Source organism: Pseudoalteromonas sp. SIMBA_162, assembly GCF_046535955.1.
Lineage (GTDB): Bacteria > Pseudomonadota > Gammaproteobacteria > Enterobacterales > Alteromonadaceae > Pseudoalteromonas > Pseudoalteromonas marina.
In genome coordinates, this window is record NZ_JAWJBQ010000005.1 from 147,337 (window position 1) to 170,555 (window position 23,219).

General features: G+C 39.3%; 20 protein-coding genes. 11 read left to right on the forward strand and 9 right to left on the reverse strand.

Translation table 11 applies throughout. The features are described from left to right. The first annotated feature begins 196 nt into the window (after window positions 1-196). The 6 genes from R0J88_RS05495 (at window position 197) to R0J88_RS05520 (ending at window position 7,461) form a co-directional block, all read left to right on the forward strand. Window positions 197-1,453: an efflux RND transporter periplasmic adaptor subunit gene (locus R0J88_RS05495; protein WP_410899348.1), complete on the forward strand. Its 1,257-nt coding sequence runs from the start codon at window positions 197-199 to the stop codon at window positions 1,451-1,453. 36 nt (window positions 1,454-1,489) lie between these two features. After that, window positions 1,490-2,200 carry an ABC transporter ATP-binding protein gene (locus tag R0J88_RS05500; RefSeq protein WP_006792414.1) on the forward strand — a complete coding sequence of 237 codons (711 nt, stop codon included), beginning with the start codon at window positions 1,490-1,492 and terminating at the stop codon, window positions 2,198-2,200. 3 nt (window positions 2,201-2,203) lie between these two features. Continuing rightward, window positions 2,204-3,517, forward strand: coding sequence for an ABC transporter permease (locus R0J88_RS05505; RefSeq protein ID WP_058428711.1), 1,314 nt, complete (start codon window positions 2,204-2,206; stop codon window positions 3,515-3,517). Between the two features lie 11 nt (window positions 3,518-3,528). Further along, window positions 3,529-4,737 (forward strand): ABC transporter permease, encoded by a 1,209-nt coding sequence (locus R0J88_RS05510; protein WP_410899349.1) that lies wholly within the window; start codon window positions 3,529-3,531, stop codon window positions 4,735-4,737. A 79-nt stretch (window positions 4,738-4,816) separates the two neighbouring features. Continuing rightward, on the forward strand, window positions 4,817-6,148 hold the full coding sequence (locus R0J88_RS05515) for a sigma-54-dependent transcriptional regulator (RefSeq protein WP_410899350.1): 1,332 nt from the start codon (window positions 4,817-4,819) through the stop codon (window positions 6,146-6,148). Next, window positions 6,148-7,461 (forward strand): sensor histidine kinase, encoded by a 1,314-nt coding sequence (locus R0J88_RS05520; RefSeq protein ID WP_410899351.1) that lies wholly within the window; start codon window positions 6,148-6,150, stop codon window positions 7,459-7,461. The genes R0J88_RS05515 and R0J88_RS05520 overlap by 1 nt, the downstream gene beginning before the upstream one ends. 90 nt (window positions 7,462-7,551) lie before the next feature. On the opposite strand, the gene R0J88_RS05525 is transcribed toward R0J88_RS05520, so the two are convergent. Continuing rightward, entirely contained in the window at window positions 7,552-7,890 is a 339-nt protein-coding gene (locus R0J88_RS05525) for a Grx4 family monothiol glutaredoxin (protein WP_006792409.1), read from the reverse strand. 265 nt (window positions 7,891-8,155) lie between these two features. Here R0J88_RS05525 and R0J88_RS05530 point away from each other — a divergent pair, with 265 nt between their 5' ends. From R0J88_RS05530 to R0J88_RS05545, 4 genes are all read left to right on the forward strand, one after another. Next, window positions 8,156-8,737, forward strand: a complete 582-nt coding sequence (locus R0J88_RS05530) for a superoxide dismutase (protein WP_006792408.1) — start codon at window positions 8,156-8,158, stop codon at window positions 8,735-8,737. Window positions 8,738-8,945: 208 nt separating this feature from the next. Then, the gene (locus tag R0J88_RS05535; RefSeq protein WP_006792407.1) at window positions 8,946-10,868 is read left to right on the forward strand and encodes a PrkA family serine protein kinase; all 1,923 of its coding nucleotides are present in this window, start codon (window positions 8,946-8,948) and stop codon (window positions 10,866-10,868) included. 30 nt (window positions 10,869-10,898) lie between these two features. Continuing rightward, window positions 10,899-12,176 (forward strand): YeaH/YhbH family protein, encoded by a 1,278-nt coding sequence (locus R0J88_RS05540; protein WP_410899352.1) that lies wholly within the window; start codon window positions 10,899-10,901, stop codon window positions 12,174-12,176. Between the two features lie 17 nt (window positions 12,177-12,193). Beyond that, on the forward strand, window positions 12,194-13,708 hold the full coding sequence (locus R0J88_RS05545; RefSeq protein ID WP_375276865.1) for a SpoVR family protein: 1,515 nt from the start codon (window positions 12,194-12,196) through the stop codon (window positions 13,706-13,708). A 46-nt stretch (window positions 13,709-13,754) separates the two neighbouring features. Here R0J88_RS05545 and R0J88_RS05550 read toward each other — a convergent pair whose 3' ends face one another. After that, window positions 13,755-14,726 (reverse strand): diguanylate cyclase, encoded by a 972-nt coding sequence (locus R0J88_RS05550; RefSeq protein ID WP_006792404.1) that lies wholly within the window; start codon window positions 14,724-14,726, stop codon window positions 13,755-13,757. 3 nt (window positions 14,727-14,729) lie between these two features. Beyond that, window positions 14,730-15,734 (reverse strand): response regulator, encoded by a 1,005-nt coding sequence (locus tag R0J88_RS05555; RefSeq protein WP_138740614.1) that lies wholly within the window; start codon window positions 15,732-15,734, stop codon window positions 14,730-14,732. Between the two features lie 229 nt (window positions 15,735-15,963). Between R0J88_RS05555 and tpx the strand changes: the two genes are divergently transcribed. Beyond that, on the forward strand, window positions 15,964-16,545 hold the full coding sequence (gene tpx, locus R0J88_RS05560; protein WP_039036751.1) for a thiol peroxidase: 582 nt from the start codon (window positions 15,964-15,966) through the stop codon (window positions 16,543-16,545). A 55-nt stretch (window positions 16,546-16,600) separates the two neighbouring features. Here tpx and adk read toward each other — a convergent pair whose 3' ends face one another. From adk to R0J88_RS05590, 6 genes are all read right to left on the reverse strand, one after another. After that, window positions 16,601-17,245, reverse strand: coding sequence for an adenylate kinase (gene adk, locus R0J88_RS05565; protein ID WP_006792401.1), 645 nt, complete (start codon window positions 17,243-17,245; stop codon window positions 16,601-16,603). A gap of 174 nt (window positions 17,246-17,419) precedes the next feature. Next, the gene (gene htpG, locus R0J88_RS05570; protein ID WP_410899353.1) at window positions 17,420-19,333 is read right to left on the reverse strand and encodes a molecular chaperone HtpG; all 1,914 of its coding nucleotides are present in this window, start codon (window positions 19,331-19,333) and stop codon (window positions 17,420-17,422) included. Window positions 19,334-19,436: 103 nt separating this feature from the next. Next, window positions 19,437-20,144, reverse strand: a complete 708-nt coding sequence (locus R0J88_RS05575; RefSeq protein ID WP_410899354.1) for an RluA family pseudouridine synthase — start codon at window positions 20,142-20,144, stop codon at window positions 19,437-19,439. 5 nt (window positions 20,145-20,149) lie between these two features. Continuing rightward, the gene (locus R0J88_RS05580) at window positions 20,150-22,051 is read right to left on the reverse strand and encodes an MFS transporter (RefSeq protein ID WP_410899355.1); all 1,902 of its coding nucleotides are present in this window, start codon (window positions 22,049-22,051) and stop codon (window positions 20,150-20,152) included. Window positions 22,052-22,224: 173 nt separating this feature from the next. Then, window positions 22,225-22,833 (reverse strand): recombination mediator RecR, encoded by a 609-nt coding sequence (recR, locus tag R0J88_RS05585; RefSeq protein WP_008132248.1) that lies wholly within the window; start codon window positions 22,831-22,833, stop codon window positions 22,225-22,227. Window positions 22,834-22,839: 6 nt separating this feature from the next. After that, a complete protein-coding gene (locus tag R0J88_RS05590) occupies window positions 22,840-23,166 on the reverse strand; it encodes a YbaB/EbfC family nucleoid-associated protein (protein ID WP_006792396.1) in 327 nt (108 codons plus the stop codon). Window positions 23,167-23,219: the final 53 nt, after the last annotated feature.

Consider the following 23,219-nt stretch of genomic DNA (forward strand, 5'->3'; position numbering starts at 1 on the left):
ATAATTACTAAGTTATTTAATATCAACAAGTTAAATTCTGGCATGCTAATCGTATAGTGTAATTTAGTAATTATTATTTGGAAGAATTATGTTCACTTTAAGCTTATTTTTACTCTCGCCACTAGCCGCTATTTTTGCAGCACTACTTTATGTCATGTTTGAAAAAAATATAAATTCATTTAGTTAGGGTTGAATAATGATTAAAGATACCAGTGCTCAAGACATACAAGTTAAAACACCCGCAAACCGTAAAAAGCGTTTTCTTTTAATTATCGCTGTGTTGTTACTTATTATTATTGCTGCTACTTATGGAGTTATGTCAGGCTCGGATGCAACTAAATCATTTAGCCAAGAAAAGGTGCAAATAGCAAAAGTAGAAATTAAAACGCTTATTCGCGATGTAGCCGCAAGTGGAAAAATTGTTGCCGCCAATGCACCACATATCTACAGCCCAGAGAAAGGCTTTGTAAGCTTGCACGTTAAAGCTGGCGATACAGTTACCAAAGGCGACGAGCTTGCTGTTCTTCATAGCCCTGAACTTACCAATGAATTAAAACAACAACAATCCGTATTACAACGCTTAGAGGGTGAACTTAAAAGGCAAAACCTGCAATCAAGAAGAGACACTTTAACCCTTACAAAAACACTCGATATGGCAAGTGTAGAATTAAACGCAGCACAAAGAGAAGATCGCCGCGCAAAACTATCAATTAAAAAGCATTTAATAAGCCAAATAGACCTTGAAAAAGCAATAGACGACTTATCACGTGCACAGCTTACCTATAAACACGCACAGCAAGAGGTAGCACTTGCTAAAGATACACTCGCATTTGAATTGCAAGCAGCTAAAAGTGATGTAGAGCGTCAGCAGCTGATCGTTGATGAATTACATAGAAAAGTAAATGAGCTGTCAATTCGGGCCACAGTGACAGGCATTGTTGGTAATCTGCTTGTGCAACAAAAAGCAGCCGTCACGCAAAGTCAGCCTCTAATGACACTCGTTGATTTAAGTCATTTTGAAGCACAGTTGCAGGTGCCAGAAAGTTACGCAAACGAACTCGGGTTAGGTATGGACGTAGAGCTTAAATTAGGGAACGAAACAATAATGGGGGTGCTATCGGCTATATCACCCGAAGTTAATAATCGCGAAGTAACCACACGTGTTCGCTTTACAAGCAACAGCAATAACATTCGCCAAAATCAACGTTTAACCGCGCGTATTTTACTCGACAATCGCCAAAATGTGCTGCAGGTAAAGCGAGGCGCTTTTATGCAACAAGGCGGCATTGTTGCATATAAAATAGACGGAAATTTTGCAAGACGTATACCTATATCCGTAGGTGCCACCAGCATTAACGCGGTAGAAATTTTAAGCGGCTTAAATGAAAACGACGAAATAATAATTTCTAGCTACAACCAATTTAACCAAGTAGACACGCTTTTATTAAATTAGAAGCGCTCTCAACCAGCGCCAATTTAAGGAAAAACCATGTTACAAATGAAAAACATAAGTAAAGTATACCAAACTGAAATGGTTCAAACTCACGCATTAAGAGACTTTAATTTAAATGTAAATGAAGGCGAATTTATAGCTGTCACAGGCCCTAGCGGCTCTGGGAAAACTACCTTTTTAAATATTGCCGGAATGTTAGAACCCTTTAGTGAAGGTGATTATATTTTAGATGGTGTAAATGTGGGTAGCCTAAACGACAACCAACGTGCCGATTGCCGAAATCAAAAAATTGGTTTTATCTTTCAAGGTTTTAATTTAATACCAGATTTAAACCTCTATGAAAATATTGAAGTACCTCTTCGTTATAGAGGTATTAAAGCAAAAGAACGTAAACGTAGAATAGAGCAATGTTTAGAACAAGTAGGCTTAGCCTCTCGCGCTAAGCATTTACCTCAACAACTTTCTGGCGGCCAGCAACAACGCGTCGCTATAGCCCGCGCACTTGCTGGCGAACCACGCTTTTTACTTGCCGATGAGCCCACCGGTAACTTAGACAGCCTAATGGCTCGCCAAGTGATGGAATTACTTGAGCAAATAAATCGCGATGGCGCCACTATTATAATGGTGACACATGACAGCGAATTAGCCCGCCGTGCACCGCGCAACATTCAAGTAGTTGATGGACAACTTGCTGACTTTACTTTGTACCAAGGTACACAGCCAATAAAAGTCGCACAAGGAGTATAATTCATGCTGGTTCATTATATTGATCTGAGTTGGCGTAGCTTTAAGCGCACACCACTCGTAAGCTTTTTAATGGTACTTGCCATAGCAATTGGTATTGGCATCACCATGACTAGTTTGAGTGTGTATCACATGATGTCGGCCGATCCAATCCCGCACAAGAGCAGTCAGCTTTTTAGTGTGCAATTACAGATAATGGACGATGGAAGCACATGGTGGACGTCAGATAACCAGCCTCTTCAACTAACTTATCAAGATGCTGCAAATCTTTATCAATCCCAAGTAGGTGCTCAACGTTTAAAAATGGTACGAAGTGGCTTTTCTGTTTACATAGACTCTGACAAAGTAAAACCGTTTAGTCAAAGTGCAAGACTTACCACTCCTGAATTTTTTAATATGTTTGACCTCGAATTTTTACATGGTAGCAAGTGGTCACAGCAACAAGAAGACAATGCAGCGCCCGTTGTTGTCATTAGCGAGGAGTTAAACAATAAGTTATTTGCTGGCAAAAATTCAGTGGGTCAGGTTATTTACCTTGACGATGCTAGTTACGAAGTGATTGGCGTTACAAAAAACTGGCCACTAACCATCAAATATTACGACTTAAACAATGGTGCATTTAACCAACCCGAACAACTTTTTATGCCATTTAGCCTTCTTGAGGCAAAGCAACTTGGTAATTGGGGAAATACTAATGGTTGGAAGCATGAAGATGTTCGAAGTTTTACTGCCAAATTACAGTCAGAAATGGTTTGGATTCAATTCTGGGTTGAGTTAACGACCGAGCAACAAAAAAATGATTATGAGAATTACTTATTAGCTTATATGCAAGAGCAGCAAAAGCTCGGTCGATTTAATCGTAAAGAGCTCGCTTTTGGGCTTCGAGATGTTAATCAATGGATGGCTTACAATAATGTGGTTAGTGAAGATAACAAAATTTTAGTGGCTCTAAGTTTTATGTTTTTGGCTGTGTGTTTGGCTAATATACTTGGCTTATTACTTGCAAAATTTTTACGTCGAGCGCCAGAGGTTGGAGTACGCCGTGCACTTGGTGCTAATAAACGACAAATTTTTATGCAACATATCATTGAAGTCGCTATGTTAGGTCTTTTGGGCGGGCTACTTGGGATTGTATTTGCGCAGTTTGGCCTATTAGGTGTTCGTCAGAGCTACAGTTATTACGAAAGCTTAGCGACTATGGATTTAAGTATGTTACTAAGCGCCCCACTTATTGCAATCAGTACTTGTGTAATTGCCGGGCTTTATCCTGCTTGGCTGGTATGTAAAACCAACCCTGCCATTTATCTAAAAAGCCAATAAGGACGAACACAATGATATTAGAAATTAAACCTATTTTTCATGCGCTGTGTCGATCTAAAGTGGGTGCAATTTTGCTACTTATACAAATAGCAATTACCACTGCAATTGTTAGTAACGCAGCATTTATAATTCAAGACAGAGTAACCTACCTTAACCAAGAAACTGGCTACCCGGAAGATGAAATACTTGCTTTTCATGTCATGCATTTTGGTAAAGATGTTCAAAGCCATCAGCAATTTGAACTTGATGAAGCCATGCTTCGAGCTTTACCCGGCGTTAAAGACGCCATATATATTAACAACATACCGTTATCAGGTAGTGGCAGCTCATCTGACTTCAGTATTAACTCTGCACCAGAGCCAGGGCTTTCAGCAAGAACGGCTTACTTTTTTACGGATGATCATGCAATTAATACACTTGGCATTGAGCTTGTTGCAGGACGAAACTTTACTCAAGATGAGATTGTTGTTACCAACGATAATGATCAACGAGCCAATGTGACAATTGTCACTCAAGCATTACTCAATGAGCTTTTTCCTGATGAAGAGGGCTTAGGAAAAACGATTTTTCTTGGTGATATTGCACTGAAAGTTGTTGGTGTAATTAAGCATGCAAAAGGGCCTTGGTTAAAAGACAGCCGCCCAAATAATATCGCATTAATTCCTTACATTAATCCCAATATATCTGGCAACTTTTTAGTTCGTACTGCGTCCAATGAGCGTGCAGACATAGCTAAACAGATTGAAGACGCAATGCTTAAAAATTATAACAAGCGTGTGATTATTCGAATTCGTGGTTTAGATCAAGACAAAGCGCAATATATGGCTGAAGACACATTGATGATGCGTATGCTCATTGTACTCATCACTATCTTAGTTCTGGTTACAACGGTGGGCATTTTTGGTTTAACGCTATTCAATATAAGTAAGCGCACCAAACAAATTGGAACCCGTCGCGCTTTGGGCGCTCGTAAATCTTCAATTATCAATTACTTTTTAGTTGAAAATGCATTGATTTGCATTGCTGGATTAGTTTTAGGCGTCATTGCGGCCCTCATACTTGGGCAATTGCTAATGCAACACTTTTCAATTGCTGCGTTACCCTTGGGCTATGTTGTAGCGACTGCCGTTATGGTTTTTATCATGAGCCTTCTAGCTGTATTTGGCCCTGCTAAGCGTGCAGCAAATATTTCGCCAAGTATCGCAACCCGAACCATATAACGCTGCTCCCAACCTATGCTACACTGGCAAAATACGGTGTAGCATTTTCTAAATAATAATAAACAGCGATTAAATTCACATGGAAAAAATACTTATCGTTGATGATAACCCGGCTGTTTTAGAGGCATTATCATTACTACTGGAAATACATAACTTTAATGTAGTTACCGCAACAACGCCCTTTGAAGCTATTCAAATTGTGCAGTACCAACGCATCTCTCTCGTTATTCAAGATATGAATTTTACCAGCGATACCACCTCAGGCGAAGAAGGTAAAACTTTGTTTTATGCGCTGCGTGATGAGAACCCACACCTCCCTATTATATTAATAACCGCTTGGACTGAATTGTCAACGGCTATTGAACTCGTTAAAGCAGGTGCAGCCGATTACCTTCCAAAACCATGGGATGACCACAAGCTTCTTACGTGCATTAATAATTTAATAGAGCTGGGGTGCACTAAGCAACTTGTAGCCACGCACAACCGCCAACAAAAAGAGCGAGATGATAAATATAGCACTGCTAACTTAGCAGGCCTTATTTTTAAAAGTACCGCAATGGATCGATTAGTCACAATGGCATTGCAAGTGGCTAAATCTGATATTTCTGCACTCATAACAGGTCCTAATGGCAGTGGTAAAGAGTGTATTGCCACTATTATTCAAAAAAACTCTTCACTAATAAATCAGCCCTTCATAAAGGTCAATGCCCGCGCCCTACCCCAAGAGCTTTTGGAGGCTGAATTGTTTGGTGCTGAAGCAGGTGCTTATACTGGTATAAGCAAGCAACGTATAGGTCGTTTTGAGGCAGCCGATGGTGGAACATTATTTTTAGATGAAATTGGCAACTTGCCACTTTCTGGGCAAATGAAGTTGCTAAGAGTGTTGCAAACAGGTGAATTTGAACGGTTAGGGTCCACACAAACGCGCAAAGTAACTGTACGTGTTATATCAGCCACAAACGAAAATTTATTACAAGCAATAACCGAAGGTCGTTTTAGAGAAGATTTGTACTATCGCCTTAACGTTATTGAGTTAAACGTACCTGCGCTTTGTGAACGCGTTGATGATATTGCGCCACTCATTAATCACTTTTTACCACATAGAGAGCTAAGTATTGATGCAGAGCAAGCCCTTAATCGATACCAATGGCCAGGTAATGTAAGAGAACTTGAAAACGCCTGTAAACGTGTTGGTGTAATCAAGCCTAATGGTTTGCTTAGTGCTGAAGATTTTGACCTAACCCCGTCGTCGCCAATAAAAAATAACGACGTAAAAAAAGAACCTACAAAATTCGAAATTGAACAATCAATACGCGCTAATCAGGGGGTTATAGCCAAAGTAGCACGAGAATTTGGTTTAAGCCGCCAAGCACTGTATAGGCGTTTACAAAAAATGGGTATTGATTACTAATGTTTAATTTTATTAGTGGCTTATCGTTAACTCAAAAAATAATGGCTATATGTGTTTTATGCAGCGTTTTACCTGTTGTTAGCATTACAATAATTGCACAACATCCGCTGTATTACTCTGTGTTGTTGGTCATAGCAGCTATGCTAATAAGCATTTTGCTAGCTAGAGCCTTAACAAAGCCTATTAAGCTAGGGTTGCAATCGCTAGAAACTGGCTTACTTAATTTTAAAGATGGTGAGCTTTCTAGTTTATTAGCCTATAAAAACAACGATGAGTTAGGAAAGCTATGTCTGCTTTATAATCAAACGGCAAAACAACTTCGTCAAGAAAAACAGTGGATTTATCAACGAGAGTTAATGTTAGATAAAGTATTACAAAGCTCTCCACAAGCACTTTTACTTGTTAACGATAATAAAATTGTTGTATTTAGTAACTTAGTCAGCCGCACTTTATTTAATAGCAAAACACAACTAGAAGGCACGCAACTTCACGAATTATTGTCTGATGCACCTATTCAACTTACTAATGCTATTGAGCAAGGCGTGGATGGCTTGTTTAATATTGAAATAGATAGTCACGATTCTCAAACTTGGCATTTATCGACTGGCGAATTTTTGCTTAATAATCAAAAACATCACTTGTACATATTTAAACAACTTACCCGTGAACTCAGCCGCCAAGAAGTAGCAGTATGGAAAAAAGTTATTCGAATAATAAGCCACGAGCTTAATAACTCTCTTGGCCCTATGTCATCAATGCTGCACAGCGCTCAGCTTTTAGCTAGCCGCGTAGATGAGCCTCGCCTTGCAAGAGTGTTTTCAACAATCGATGAAAGAATAAGTCACTTGACTGAGTTTGTTCAAGGCTACGGCAAATTTGCAAAGCTCCCTACACCACAAAAATCAGCGATAAATTGGCAAAACACATTAAATGATCTGAATAGCCAATGGCAGTTTAGCTACAAAATAAGCAGCGCCAAAAGCATATTATATGCAGATCAGGCACAACTTGAGCAGTTGCTTATCAACTTACTCAAAAATGCACACGAGTCAGGCTCAAATCCGTCTAAAATAAACATAGATGTAACGTTCTTTAGTAATACTTGCATAGTAGATGTGAGCGATGGCGGAAAAGGCATGAGTGAGCAGGTTATGGCTAATGCCCTTGTACCTTTTTACTCTACAAAAAGTACAGGAAGTGGTTTGGGGTTAGCTTTGTGCAGAGAGATTGCTGAAGCACATAAAGGACAAATAAGCTTACATAATAAATTAAGTGGTGGTCTAAACGTGCAAGTTACCCTGCCGTGCAGATGAGTGATGTTGTAAAAATACTAAAAACAATAAAGCCACTTAACGTGGCTTTTATTATCACAGCACTATAGAAATAGCGCTCACAAAATAAGATTACTCAGCGTCAGCTTCTTTGTACTTAGCCGCTGTTTCTGTGATTAACGGTTGTAATTCACCACGTTGGAACATTTCAATGATGATATCACAACCACCAATTAGCTCACCCTCAACCCAAAGTTGTGGGAATGTAGGCCAATTTGCGTACGCAGGAAGCTCAGCACGAATGTCTGGGTTTAGTAAAATATCAACGTATGCAAACGGTTCGCCACACGACATAAGTGCTTGTGAAGCTTGTGAAGAAAAACCACAGTTTGGTAACTTAGGTGACCCTTTCATGAAAAGGATAATTGGGTTTTCTGAAATTTGCTGTTTAATTTTATCAATGGTTTCCATCTACAACCTCAAAGTAACGATAGCTAAATATACTTAGGTCTTGAAAATAACTCATCGTGACCATAAATATATAACTTAAAATGGGCAAATAAAGCCACAATTGAAATAGTCTTTCGCAATAGCATTGCTGTTTGCTTAAACTTGAGTAAAATACTCAACAATTATAGTAACACTATATTCCCACTTGGTATAGGTAAGTGGTCTGTTTCAACAGGCATTACGTATTACCAAATGGACTATCAACTAAAAAAGATGGAGATAAAAAATGGCATTTGAACTACCGTCACTACCATATGCAATCGACGCACTTGAGCCACATATTTCAAAAGAAACATTAGAGTTTCACCACGGTAAGCACCACAACACGTATGTTGTTAAGCTTAACGGTTTGATCCCTGGTACAGAGTTTGAAAACAAATCTCTAGAAGAAATCGTATGTTCATCAGAAGGCGGTGTATTTAACAACGCAGCGCAAATCTGGAATCACACGTTTTACTGGAACAGCCTATCTCCAAATGGCGGCGGCGAGCCTACTGGCGCAATTGCAGATGCAATTAACGCTAAATGGGGTTCTTTTGATGCGTTTAAAGATGCATTAAACGACAAAGCAGTAAATAACTTCGGTTCAAGCTGGACTTGGTTAGTAAAACTTGCCGATGGCTCTTTAGACATCGTTAACACGTCTAACGCTGCTACACCACTTACTGACGAAGGCGTTACACCTGTTCTTACTGTAGATTTATGGGAACACGCATACTACATTGATTACCGTAACGTGCGTCCAGATTACCTTAAAGGTTTTTGGTCACTTGTTAACTGGGAATTTGCAAACGCAAACTTCGCTTAATTAGCACTTATCGCTAATTTAAAAAAGACGCTAAAGCGTCTTTTTTTATGCCTATTATTTATACTTTTAAACTCTGTCATTTGACAAAATAGCCTTCTTCAACATGATCTTTTTTCACTTAAATTTTTAATTTTATTCCACAAACATAGACTTTCGCGACTAAACTTTAAAATGTAAGCACCTTTTACAGCGGGTTTCGGAGGTTATTATGACGATTTTTGAGCATTACCAAGCACGTTACGAAGCGGCACAAGAAGAAGAGTACAGTATCGCCGAGTTTCTTGAGATATGTAAAACCGACAAATCTGCCTACGCGAGTGCACCAGAACGCCTTTTAATGGCCATAGGTGAACCCACAATGGTAGATACCGCAACGGATGCACGCCTCAGTCGGTTATTTTCAAATAGAGTAGTTGCACGCTACCCTGCCTTTACCGATTTTTATGGTATGGAGGATGCCATTGAACAAATTGTTTCTTATTTAAAACACGCCGCTCAAGGGCTTGAAGAGTGTAAACAGGTTCTCTACCTATTAGGTCCAGTCGGCGGTGGCAAATCATCTATTGCTGAAAAGCTAAAGTACCTCATGCAACAAGTACCCATCTATTCAATTAAAGGGTCACCGGTAAACGATCACCCATTATCTCTGTTTGATCCCATTGAAGACGCTAATGTGCTAGAGCAAGAGTACGGTATTAAGCCACGTTATTTAAAAACAATTATGTCACCGTGGGCAGGCAAACGACTGAAAGAGTTTAATGGCGATATAAGTAAGTTTAGAGTGGTAAAACGTTATCCATCTATTCTGAATCAAATAGGCATCGCTAAAACAGAGCCTGGCGATGAAAACAACCAAGATATATCTGCATTAGTAGGTAAAGTAGATATACGTCAGCTTGAACATTTTGCGCAAAATGACCCCGATGCTTATGCTTACTCGGGTTCACTTTGTATGGCAAATCAAGGCTTGATGGAATTTGTAGAGATGTTTAAAGCCCCTATCAAAGTACTCCATCCACTACTAACGGCCACGCAAGAAGGTAATTACAATGGGACTGAAGGTATTAGCGCTCTTCCCTTTAATGGCATGATCCTCGCTCATTCAAACGAATCTGAATGGCAAACCTTTAAGAATAACAAAAATAATGAAGCCTTTTTAGACCGTGTATACATAGTCAAGGTACCTTATTGTTTGCGTGTCACTGAAGAAATTAAAATTTACGACAAACTTCTTCAGCATAGTGAACTTCATAGCGCTCCTTGCGCGCCTGGCACCTTAAAAGCTTTGGCACAATTTACAACTCTTTCACGATTAAAAGAGCCTGAAAACTCAAGCCTATATTCTAAAATGCGAGTGTACGATGGTGAAACACTCAAAGACACTGATCCAAAAGCAAAGTCGTATCAAGAGTATCGCGATTACGCAGGGGTGGATGAAGGCATGACGGGCCTTTCTACTCGCTTTGCATTTAAAATTTTATCTCGGGTGTTTAATTTTGATAACACAGAAGTGGCCGCAAACCCTGTTCACTTATTTTATGTACTTGAACAACAAATAGAGCGTGAACAATTCAGCAGCGATGTTGAAGAACGCTACTTGAGCTTTTTAAAAGGCTATTTAATCCCTCAGTATGTTGAATTTATTGGTAAGGAACTTCAAACTGCGTATTTGGAATCATACTCAGAATATGGGCAAAACATATTTGATCGCTATGTTATTTATGCCGATTTTTGGATTCAAGATCAAGAATATCGTGACCCTGATACAGGCCAATTATTTGACCGAGCTGCACTCAATGCAGAGCTTGAGAAAATTGAAAAACCAGCGGGCATTTCTAACCCTAAAGATTTTCGTAACGAAATAGTCAATTTTGTACTACGCGCACGGGCTCATAACAATGGCAAAAACCCGCTGTGGACGAGTTATGAAAAATTACGCACTGTCATTGAGAAAAAAATGTTTTCAAACACAGAAGATCTGTTGCCTGTTATTTCGTTTAATACTAAAACCTCAGCTGAAGATCAGCAAAAACACGAAGACTTTGTTAATCGCATGGTCGAGAAAGGCTATACACAAAAGCAAGTCAGATTGTTATCTGAGTGGTACCTACGTGTTAGAAAATCACAATAACCTTCATGGTTGTGGTTTTAGGAGGTCATTATGGCGCATTTCATAGACAGACGTTTAAACGGTAAAAATAAAAGCACCGTAAATCGTCAACGCTTCATTAGGCGTTATAAAAAACAGATAAAAGAAGCGGTGTCAGATGCAATAAATAAACGCAGTGTAACCGACTCTACATCGGGGGAAAGTATATCTATTCCGCAACGTGATATCAGCGAGCCTACCTTTCATCAAGGTAAAGGTGGGAATAAGAAACAAATACACCCAGGTAACGATCAGTTTGCAACAGGTGATAAAATAGAGCGACCAAAAGGTGGTGATGGTTCTGGACAAGGAGAGGCTAGCGACTCTGGCGAAGGGCAAGATGAATTTGTGTTCTCTATCTCAAAAGATGAGTACCTCGATTTACTTTTTGAAGATTTAGAACTTCCTAATCTTCAAGAAAATCAACTTGATAAACTTGTACAAATGAAAACCCAGCGAGCCGGTTTTTGCAGTGAAGGTATGCCAAGTAATATTGATATTGTTCGTTCGTTACAAGGATCACTTGCTCGACGTGTTGCGATGAGCGCTGGAAAAAAGCGCCGTTTAGCCGATTTAGAAGCTCAGCTAAAAATATTAATACACGAACCTCATAGCGATAAAGCCGCTGTTGCACTTTTACAAAAAGAAATAAACCTACTCAAACAGCAAATTAAAGCTGTGCCTTTTATTGATAACTACGACTTGCGTTTTAGAAATTACGAGAAGCGCCCCCACCCCACCAGCAAAGCGGTTATGTTTTGTATTATGGATGTGTCAGGCTCTATGGACCAAGCCACAAAAGATATGGCAAAACGGTTTTATATTTTACTATATCAATTTTTAACGCGCAGTTATAAAGACATTGAAGTGGTCTATATCCGTCATCATACGCAAGCGACTGAAGTAGACGAACAAACATTTTTTTACTCTCAAGAAACTGGGGGAACTATCGTATCGAGCGCACTTAAACTGATGGATAAAATAATTAAAGAGCGTTACAACGCAGACGAATGGAATGTATATGCAGCACAAGCATCTGACGGTGATAACTGGGCTGACGATACTCCTCATTGCGGGCAAATATTACGTAATAGCCTTTTAGATGCTGTTCGCTATTTTGCCTACATTGAAATCACAACACGTGCTCATCAAAGCCTATGGCGAGAATATTTAAATATTACGCAAACACATTCCAACTTTGCCATACAGCACATTCAAAGTGTTGAAGACATTTACCCTATATTTAGGGAGCTATTTAAAAAAGGTCGGCAACAACAAGGGGCTGCATAACCAAGCGAGGTATTAATATGAATACTAAACGAATGAGTGACGGCCCTGACTGGACTTTTGATTTGTTAACTGAGTATCAAACAGAAATAGCCCGCGTTGCAGACTTTTACCGGTTAGACATTTACCCTAATCAGATAGAGGTGATCACCGCCGAACAAATGATGGATGCTTACTCAAGTGTTGGGATGCCTATTGGTTACAACCATTGGTCTTACGGGAAAAAATTCATTCAAACTGAGCAAAACTATAAACGCGGACAAATGGGCCTCGCGTATGAAATAGTGATTAATTCAGACCCCTGTATTGCATATTTAATGGAAGAAAATACGTTACCGATGCAAGCACTAGTTATGGCGCACGCATGTTATGGCCACAACTCTTTTTTTAAAGGTAATTATTTATTTAAAACATGGACTGATGCCAGCTCTATCATTGATTACCTGGTATTTTCTAAAAATTATATACGTCGCTGCGAAGAAAAATACGGTGTAACAGCAGTAGAAACCTTACTAGACTCATGCCACGCACTCATGAACTATGGCGTTGATCGTTATAAACGCCCGCAACAAATTTCGTTATTCGAAGAGCAAAAGCGCCAAGAAGAACGCGAGGCTTATTTGCAATCTCAAGTGAACGAATTATGGCGAACAATCCCCGAACATCACCAAGAAGCAAAAAAGAAAGAACGCCACTTTCCTCAAGAGCCGCAAGAAAATATCTTGTATTTTATAGAAAAAAACGCACCACTTTTAGAACCTTGGCAACGTGAAGTTATTCGTATAGTGCGTAAAATATCACAATATTTTTACCCACAAAAACAAACACAAGTAATGAATGAAGGCTGGGCCACCTTTTGGCATTACACCATTTTAAATCACCTATATGATGAAGGTAAACTTACCGACTCATTTATGCTGGAATTTTTACAAAGCCATACAAATGTTGTTTATCAACCACCTTACAATAGTCAGTATTATTCAGGTATCAACCCATATGCTTTAGGCTTCAATATGATGGTTGATATTAGGCGACTATGCGAACACCCAACGGAAGAAGATAAAAAGTGGTTTCCTGAATATGCCGGAAGTAATTGGCTTGATACCCTTCATTTTGCTATGCAAAACTTTAAAGATGAAAGCTTTATAAGCCAGTTTTTATCCCCTAAATTAATTCGCGACTTTAAGCTTTTTACACTTATTGATAACGCAAGCGCTCCGCATTTAGAAATAGGCGCAATTCATAACGACAATGGATATAAAGCGGTAAGGGAAGCGCTTTCGGCTCAATATAACTTAAGTAATCATGAACCTAACATTCAAGTGTACGATGTTGATATCAGAGGGGATAGAGCGCTTACGCTTAGGTATGTGCCGCACAATAATATACCTTTAGCAAATACACATGAGGAAGTACTTAAGCACCTTTATAGATTATGGGGGTTTAAAGTAAAACTTGAACAAGTAGATAATAATGAAAAAATAACGACTATCGGACAATGCCCTAAAGATGACTCTCGACATACAACCGAGTGATTAAACTCAGAGCGGCAGACTAAAAATAATTAATAAAAAATGACGCTTAAGCGTCATTTTTTATATCGGCATAGGCAGTTACTTTATTTCGTCCATTCTTTTTAGATTGATACATAGCTTTATCTGCAGCTTCTATCCAGCGCTCATGGTCTTTAAACTCATTACTAAAACAGGCAAAACCAATACTCACTGTTACTTTCACTTCAAGTTGTTTATACATAACAGGACTTTGCTCAATTAATACCCTTAAGCGTTCAGCAAAAATTTCAGCCCCCTTTTCATCGGTATCTAATAAAGTAACTACAAACTCCTCACCACCGTACCTTCCTGCGATGTCCGTTTCGCGTAGTGTCGTTTTTAAAAGTTTTGACAAGTGGCGTAGTGCTTCATCACCACACGTGTGGCCATATTCATCATTTACGACTTTAAATCGATCGATATCAAACATCAGCAATGCACTAGAACCGCCATTGCGCTTAGTACGCAAAAACTCTTGCTTGAGCGTACTCTCCCAATGACCACGGTTATACAATTGAGTGAGGCTATCTGTTTGGCTTACTTGCTCTAGGCGGGCATTTAAATCCTCTAATTCTTTTTTATTTACCGCAATATCAGTTACATCATATAAAATAATACATATATGACTGACTTCTGCACGAATATTAGTTAAAGGTATAAAGGTTGCATTTTGATACATATACTCGGCTTTACCAGTGATAGGACGGTAATTTTTAAACCTAAATATATAAGGTTGCTGTTCCCATATTGTGAATGAGCGATTTTTTAAAACAAATACTGATTCAGATTTACTTCTAAACCATTTTTCGTCTATTGCAGGAAACAAATCAAATAAATCTTTATGCTTTACCGCACTTGGTAATAAGCCGGAATGGTTTTCCATGAACCCATTCCAAACACACACTCGGTAATCTCTATCAAGAACAACAAGACCCACATCAACGGTATTAAACATATCCATTAACCAATGGATCTCATTCATATCTAAATCAGCAGCCATAACTTAATCTTCTAATAGGTAAGCAACTTTGTATTTCAAAGTTTTTAGTGAGTCTTCGGTAAATAACAACATTAAATCACAGTTTATGTTGTGATTTTCAATGCCATAGCTAATTTCAATTGCAAGAGTGCGTTGCCAACGAGACTTGTTTGCTTTTACCAGTTCAGAAACATCCCTATGCTGACCTAACACAATTGGGTGTCCTTGGCTGAATGACATGTCGAGCTGCTTAGAAAGACCCGTAAGAATTGCACCAATAAGGATATTACTAATATCCATTAGTAGCTCAAGCTCAACATTATCGGTGAGTACACCGTCATAATTCATTAAAGACGCAATTTCTTTAAAACTAGAATCGTTGAGTAATAATAATGCTTCGCCAGATACACCACCACCTATAAAGCCCTGGCACACACCAGAAGTAGACGCATTATTATCTATGGAGCGAAGTGCCATATCTAGCTCACTCACCTCGAGAATATTTACATTAGGGATTGGTAATTCGACAAATACATTGAGTAACCTTGCTAGTAAGTCACCAGCCTGCCCCATTGCGACATTAGTCAGTTCTTGGTAGATGTCTCGAACGTCAGGGTCAACTTGCTCACCTAATGCATGGGACAAGCGTTCACGCATAGCTTTGTCTTTAATTCCATGATGCTCTATTATTTCGGCAAGCTTTTCTGGTGAGCAGGGTTTTTGAATAAAATCGATAGCGCCTAAATCAAGCACTCGTTGGTGGGCATTAGGTTGTATGTCGCCAGATACCACAACAGTAAGCACATTTAAGCCTAACTCTTTCATTGCCATCAACACTTCATACCCGTCCATTTCAGGCATGTTTAAATCAAGGAATAGAATTTCTGGTTCAACCGCTTTTATTTGCTTTATGCAATCAACACCGTTAATTGCAAACTCAACCTTTATGTCCCAGTCTTCCGGCAATGAGCGGGCTAACTGGCGCCTCGCTAATTTGGAATCATCACATACTAATACTGATGTTGGCATACTATCTCTCTATTTTTAAACCAAGTATTAACATCACAAAATGATAGTGGCTTTTATTTTTATTATTTAAGATATTTTTTGTAACTATATGTTAATCAAAGTTTCAGCGGTTTACAATTTATAAATCTCATAACTAATTCTTATCAAGCAAGAACGCATAATCGCTTGGTTACTCATACGCAGTATAATACACTGTCGCTTATTGCGTTAATTTAAAAGGAAATACCTTATGTATCGTACGTTCGCGTTTGTGCTGAGTGCATTTTGCTCCGTTGCTATGGCAGCAGATTACCCAGAAAATACACTAGATGCAGGAAAAGTGTCAGTACAGGGCAAACCAATTACTTTAATGGGTGAAGGTGTCTCAGTAGGTGAAAGTGCACCTGACTTTAAAGTAGTTGATGGTAACTTTACGCCTGTAACGCTCAAAAACTACAAAGGGCAAGCATTACTAATTAGCGTAGTACCAAGTTTAGATACCGGTGTGTGTAGTTTACAAACTAAGCACTTTAACGAAAAAGTGGCGCTGCAATTTCCAAGTATTGAAATATTGACTGTAAGCGCTGATTTACCGTTTGCCCAAAAACGATTTTGTAAAGCAGAAGGTATAGATAAAGTCATCACATTATCTGATTCGGTATGGCGTGATTTTGGCCAAAAATATGGTGTGATTATAAAAGATATGGGGCTTCTAACGCGCTCTATTTTTATACTCGATAAGAGCCACAAAGTGATTTATAAGCAATTAGTGAGTAACCTCTCTACCGAGCCAGAATATGACAGCGTAATAGAAAAGCTTAAAACCTTATAGGTCTTTCTGTAAAACAAAAAAACCGCCAGCTGGCGGTTTTTTTGTGCGCTTTAAATTAACCTAAAAGCTCACCTAACTGCGCACTTACAACTTCTACGGCTTGTGTACCGTCAAGTTTATGGTACTGCGTGTTGCCTGCAGCTGCTTCAGCTTGGTAGTAATCAACCAACGGCATAGTTTGCTCATGGTAAATACCTAGACGTTTACGCACAGTCTCTTCTGTGTCGTCAGCGCGCACAATTAACTCTTCACCTGTTTCATCGTCTTTACCTTCCACTTTTGGTGGATTGTAAACAACATGGTAAACACGACCCGAGCCAGGATGAACACGACGTCCGCCCATACGCTCTACAATTACTTCATCAGCAACATCAAATTCAATAACGTGATCAACTACTACGCCATTTTCTTTCATTGCATCTGCTTGTGGAATGGTACGTGGAAAGCCATCTAGTAAAAAACCTTTTTCGCAATCAGCTTTAGCAATACGCTCTTTAACTAAACCAATAATGATATCGTCAGAAATTAGCTGACCTGCGTCCATTACTTTTTTTGCTTCTAAGCCAAGTGGAGTGCCTTCTTTAATTGCAGCACGTAGCATATCGCCAGTCGAAATTTGTGGAATACCGTACTTGTCCATTAAAAACTGAGCTTGAGTACCTTTACCTGCACCCGGCGCGCCCAAAAGAATAATGCGCATATCATTGTCCCCTAGTATGAGAGTTTATTTTTAAAGCGTGAATTCTTCCATAAGCGCCGCTGATACTCAAGCAACTTATACTAATTGCCTAGTTTATAGCGCATAAAAAAAGGAAGCCTCGGCTTCCTTTTTTAATATGTACAATATTTATACTTTTAATAACTTAATATAAATTTATTTGCTTAGCTCTAACATTAATTTATTTAGGCGTGTAACAAACCCTGTTGGGTCTTTTAATGTTCCGCGCTCTGCAAGTAATGCTTGGTCTAATAGTACATGTGACCATTGTGAAAATTTATCTTCATCTTGTTCGTCATTTAAATGTTTCACAAGTTGATGCTCTGGGTTTAGCTCAAACACAGGCTTAGCCTCTGGCACCGCTTGACCAACAGACTCCATTAGCTTTTGCATTTGCGAACTCATGTCGTTGTCATCACTTACAACACATGCTGGAGAGTCAGTTAAACGGTGTGTGAAACGCACTTCTTTAACATCATCTCCTAAGGCTGTTTTAATGCGCTCGACTAAGCCGGCCATCTCTTTTTCAGACTCTTCTTGCGCTTTCTTTGTCTCTTCATCATCAAGCTTGCCTAGGTCTAAGTCACCACGTGTGATTGACTGAAGTGGCTTATCTGCAAACTCAGTTAGGTGGCTCATCATCCACTCGTCAACACGGTCGCTTAGTAATAATACCTCAATGCCTTTTTTGCGGAAAATCTCTAAATGCGGCGAGTTTTTAGCAGCGGTAAAGGTATCGGCTACCACGTAATATATTTTATCTTGCCCTTCGTTCATGCGCTCAACATATTGCTCAAGCGACACATCTTGCGTCTGTGAATCTGTATGAGTAGAAGAAAAACGAAGTAACTTGCAAATCGCTTCTTTATTTGCAGCGTCTTCCGCTGGGCCTTCTTTCATCACCTGACCAAACTCATTCCAAAATACTTGGTAATCGTCAGCTTTGTTTTTAGCCATACGCTCAAGCATTTTAATGATACGCGAGGTACACCCTTTACGAATCGCTTGGGTTACTTTGTTATCTTGTAAAATTTCACGCGATACATTTAATGGTAAATCGTTTGAATCTAATAAACCCTTAACAAAACGTAAGTAGCTTGGCATAAACTGCTCAGCATCATCCATAACAAACACACGTTGAACGTATAGTTTTAAACCACTTTGACGCTCACGGTTCCATAAATCGAAAGGTGCCTTTTTAGGGATATATAAAAGGCTAGTGTACTCAGTTTTACCTTCAACTTTATTATGTGCCCAGCTTAGCGGATCTTCCCAGTCATGGCTCACATGCTTGTAAAACTCTTTGTATTCTTCATCAGAAAGCTCTGATTTATCACGCGTCCACAATGCCGTGGCGCGGTTAATGCTTTCCCACTCACCCGGTACTGCTGGAATCTTTTCGCCATCTTCGCCTTCAGATTCTGGTACTTCTGCTTTGTACATTTGAACAGGCGTAGAAATATGATCTGAGTATTTAGTCACAATGCTACGTAAACGGAATTCGTCTGCAAATTCTTTTTCGTCTTCGCGAAGGTGTAAAGTAATTTCGGTACCACGGCCTTCTTTTTCAATTTCTTGCAGCGTGTACTCGCCTTCACCTTTAGACTCCCACTCATAAGCAGTTGTTTCACCCGCTTTACGTGTGCGAACAGTCACTAAATCAGCAACAATAAATGCAGAGTAAAAACCAACACCAAACTGACCAATAAGTTGTGAATCTTTGCTCTGATCGCCCGTTAAGTTTTTGAAAAACTCAGCAGTGCCCGATTTTGCAATAGTGCCTAAAGAGTTAATCACTTCTTCACGCGTCATACCGATGCCGTTATCTGAAATAGTAACGGTATTGGCCTCTTTATCTGCGCTGATACGAACGCGAAGGTCTGCATCACCTTGGTAAAGATCACCATTTGAAAGCGCTAAAAAACGTAGCTTGTCGGCTGCATCTGATGCGTTTGATACAAGCTCACGTAAAAAAATCTCTTTGTTTGAATAAAGAGAATGAATCATTAAGTTTAATAGTTGTTTTACTTCTGTTTGAAAGCCTAATGTTTCTTTTTGTGCTGCAGTCATTTATATATCTCCAATTAGCAAAGTGTCTGCGTTATGCACTTAATATGGGGGGAGCTAATAGAACTTCAAGGGAAAAAATTAAAAAATGTAATGTTAATTCACACTAAAATGGGCTTGGGCAATGGATGTGAATTGCTTGATTTGTAGTGGGATGTTCAAAAAACAGATCGCTTGCATGCAACTGTAGACGTTTTGATAGCTTTTCACTGTGTGCACTCTTATACATGTCGCACCCTAAAATAGGGTGGCCTATAAAATGACTATGAATGCGTAGCTGATGAGTACGCCCAGTCAAAGGAGAAAAGCGTACATAAGTTCTAACAGGGCTAGCAAGGCGCTTTATAACGTTAAACTCGGTAAGAGCTGGCTTCCCCTCTAGTTTACAAATTTTTACTCGCGGAAATAACTGTGTGTCTTTAGCTATGGGCGCATCAATTTGCCCTCTATTTTCGCTAACATACCCCTGCAGCACTGCTACATAATGCTTTTTTACACTACGTAATTGAAACTGCTTATTTAAACGTTTTGAGCTCAAATCGTTTAGGCTTACAAGCATTATCCCCGATGTGCCTAAATCTAATCGATGAACTAATTTAGCGTTTAAAAAGGGCGGCGTTAACCCTTTTTGCCCATTTACTAGACGATAATGTACTGAGTCCCAGTTTTCTGGATTTTTCCCTGATAAACTCAGCAAGCCACTGGGTTTATTAATGACTAAAATATCGTTATCTTGATACAAAATACTAAACGTATCTATGCATTTTGGCGCTATAAAATTATCGACAATAGGGTTTGATTGGCTGCTTTTCATGCCTATTAGTCATTATCTTTAGAGTAAAGTAGTTTTAAATCTAACACTCGTTCACGCAGATTATCCGCTTTTGCTTTATTTGCCGCAACAGGCTCACCAACAGATACAGAGACTAGCGACCATTTTAAACGAGGTAATTGCCACTTTGTTTTTCGGCTAAACATACTGCCCCAAAGCCCACCTAAATGCACAGGCACAACAGCAACAGGCGTTCGCTCAATTATTCTCTCTATACCTCTTCTAAACATATCAACACAGCCATCACCTGTTAATTTACCCTCAGGGAAAATACCCACAAGCTCGCCGCGTTCAAGTGCCTCTGCAACATCGTCAAACGCCTTTTTAAAAGCTTCAGGGTTTGCTTTTTCGCTATCAATCGGTATTGCTTTAGCCATTTTAAATAACCAGTGCAGAGCAGGAGAATAATAAATTGGCGCAAAAACCATGAAACGAATTGGTCTTGGTGACGCTGCTAAAATAAACATCCAATCAACAAAGCTGACATGATTGGCAACGATAACCGCTGCACCTTCCTCTGGTATATTTATTTCGCCTCTGGTTTTCACGCGATACATGCAAATAGCTAAAATATAGATAATAAAACGCAAGAAAAACTCAGGTACTTTGGTATAAATATACAATGAAATCAGTAAGTTTAACCCTGCAAGTAAAAGCAATAATTCTGAGATACTCCACTCTAAAATAGACAATGTCACAATACTTAAAATGGCACTGCACACCATAAACAGTGCATTAAGTACGTTGTTAGCGGCAATAACACGAGACCGACACGCCTCTTCTGTTCTTTGTTGTATCAAAGCATACAAAGGAACAGTATAAAAACCTGATGCTATACCAATACCGGCCATCCACACAAAGTGCCAGCGCATATCGCCAGTATTTAATACCTGCTTTAAGGTTAATAATTCATCGATTTGCACACCATAACTTAAAATAGCGGGCTCTGTACTGAGCAAGTATAAAAATAGGGTAATTAAGATGGCACCAAAGGGCACAATGCCTAACTCAATACGCGAACGCGAAAGCTTTTCACATAATAAAGAACCAATAGCAATACTTAACGAAAATACCACCAGCGCACTGGTTACTACTAATTCGTTACCGCCCATTACGTGCTTAACATAGTTTGGTAATGTAGTTAGCACAATGGCGCCTATTAACCAAAACCAGCTTATACCTAAGACTGATTTTCCAACAGACTCTGTTTGCGAATTAAGTGCTGAAAACACATTTTTTGTAGAGGTATAAATATTGTAGGTAAACGCTAAGTTAGGTTCATTCGCTGCACTTATTGGTATAAAGCGGCTACTCACATAACCTAATACTGCGAGCACGAGTACAGCAATGCTAATAATTTCGGGGCCTACGTTTTGCGTAATGTAATAAGTCCCAAAAATAGTCCCTAGTAAAATGGCAACAAAGGTACCCGATTCAACTAACCCATTCGCTTTTGTTAATTCGTTCGGGGCAACGTGCTGCGGTAAAATAGAATATTTTAACGGACCAAAAAATGTACTTTGAAACCCCATGAAAAATATAGTGGTGAGCATAAGCCAAATAGACTGGGTATAAATAGATAGTGCCCCTACAACCATAATAGGAATTTCGCAAAGTTTTACAAACCTGATTAATTTTGATTTTTCTGTTTTCTCAGCAAGCTGCCCTGCCATACCCGAAAATAAAAAAAACGGTAAAATAAATAAGCCTGCTGCTATGTTTGAATAGAGCGCACCATCGGCCAATGTTGCAGCTTGAAAAACCAGTAAAATAAGCACCGACTGCTTATAGACATTATCGTTAACGGCAGAAAAAAACTGGGTAATAAACAAAGGTAAAAATCGCTTACTATTAAGTAAGCCGCTTTGATTTGTTGAATGCGTTTTCATTGTGATCCTTACGTTTTAACTCTAAATAAACCTATATCAAAAAGGGCTTTGATTACTTAGCCGTCAAATTAACTGCATACTATTTTTAGCTAGCTTACCTTAAAAACAAAAAAGCCTACATAAATTAATTACGTAGGCTTTTACATATCTTTTCAAACAGTCGCTTTAATGAACTATTCTTGTGTAACCACGCGGCGACCACTAAATGCATGCATTAGGGTTCTACCATCAACTAAATCAAGTTCGCCTCCAACCGGAATACCGTGCGCTATTCGCGAGGCGCCCACATTATTTTTGTGGCAAAGCTGGGCAATATAATGCGCAGTCGTCTCACCCTCAACACTAGGATTAGTTGCTAGTATTACTTCGTTAATGCCGCCTTGAGAAAGTTTTTGCTCTAAAACATCTAAGCCTATTTCTTTAGGGCCAATACCATCAATGGGTGATAAATGCCCCATAAGGACAAAATATAAACCTAAATACTGACCCGTTTGCTCAATGGCAAGTACATCAGTAGGCGACTCAACAACACATAACGTACCGCTGTCTTGGCGTTTTGTGCTCAAGCAAATGTCACACTGAGGTTGCTCACAAAAAGTTCGGCACGTTTGGCAATGACCTATTGCTGTCATTGCCTTAGTAAGCGCGCTACCTAGTTGTGTACCACCTTTGCGATCACGTTCAAGCAAATGGAATGCAATACGCTGTGCAGACTTTGGGCCAATACCCGGTTGACACCGCAATGCTTCAATAAGCTGATTTAAACTATCTGAAAGTTGCATTGTTTGTTAAAACGGCATTTTCATACCTGGTGGTAATTGCATACCGCCAGTTACTTTGCTCATTCGTTCTTGCGTTTCTTCAGCTACACGGCGCACAGCATCGTTACATGCCGCTGCAAGTAAGTCTTCAATCATGTCTTTGTCGTCTTCCATAAGGCTTTCATCAAGCTCTACGCGACGAACATTGTGGTTACCAAGCATGGTTACTTTAACTAAGCCTGCACCCGCTTCACCAACAACTTCCATTGTTGCAATTTCGTCTTGGGCTTTTTGCATGCGCTCTTGCATTTGCTGCGCTTGCTTCATCATGTTACCCATTCCACCTTTAAACATAATTTTCTCTCTTTCTTTTAATCTTTAATTGTCATGAAGATAAGGGCGATTGT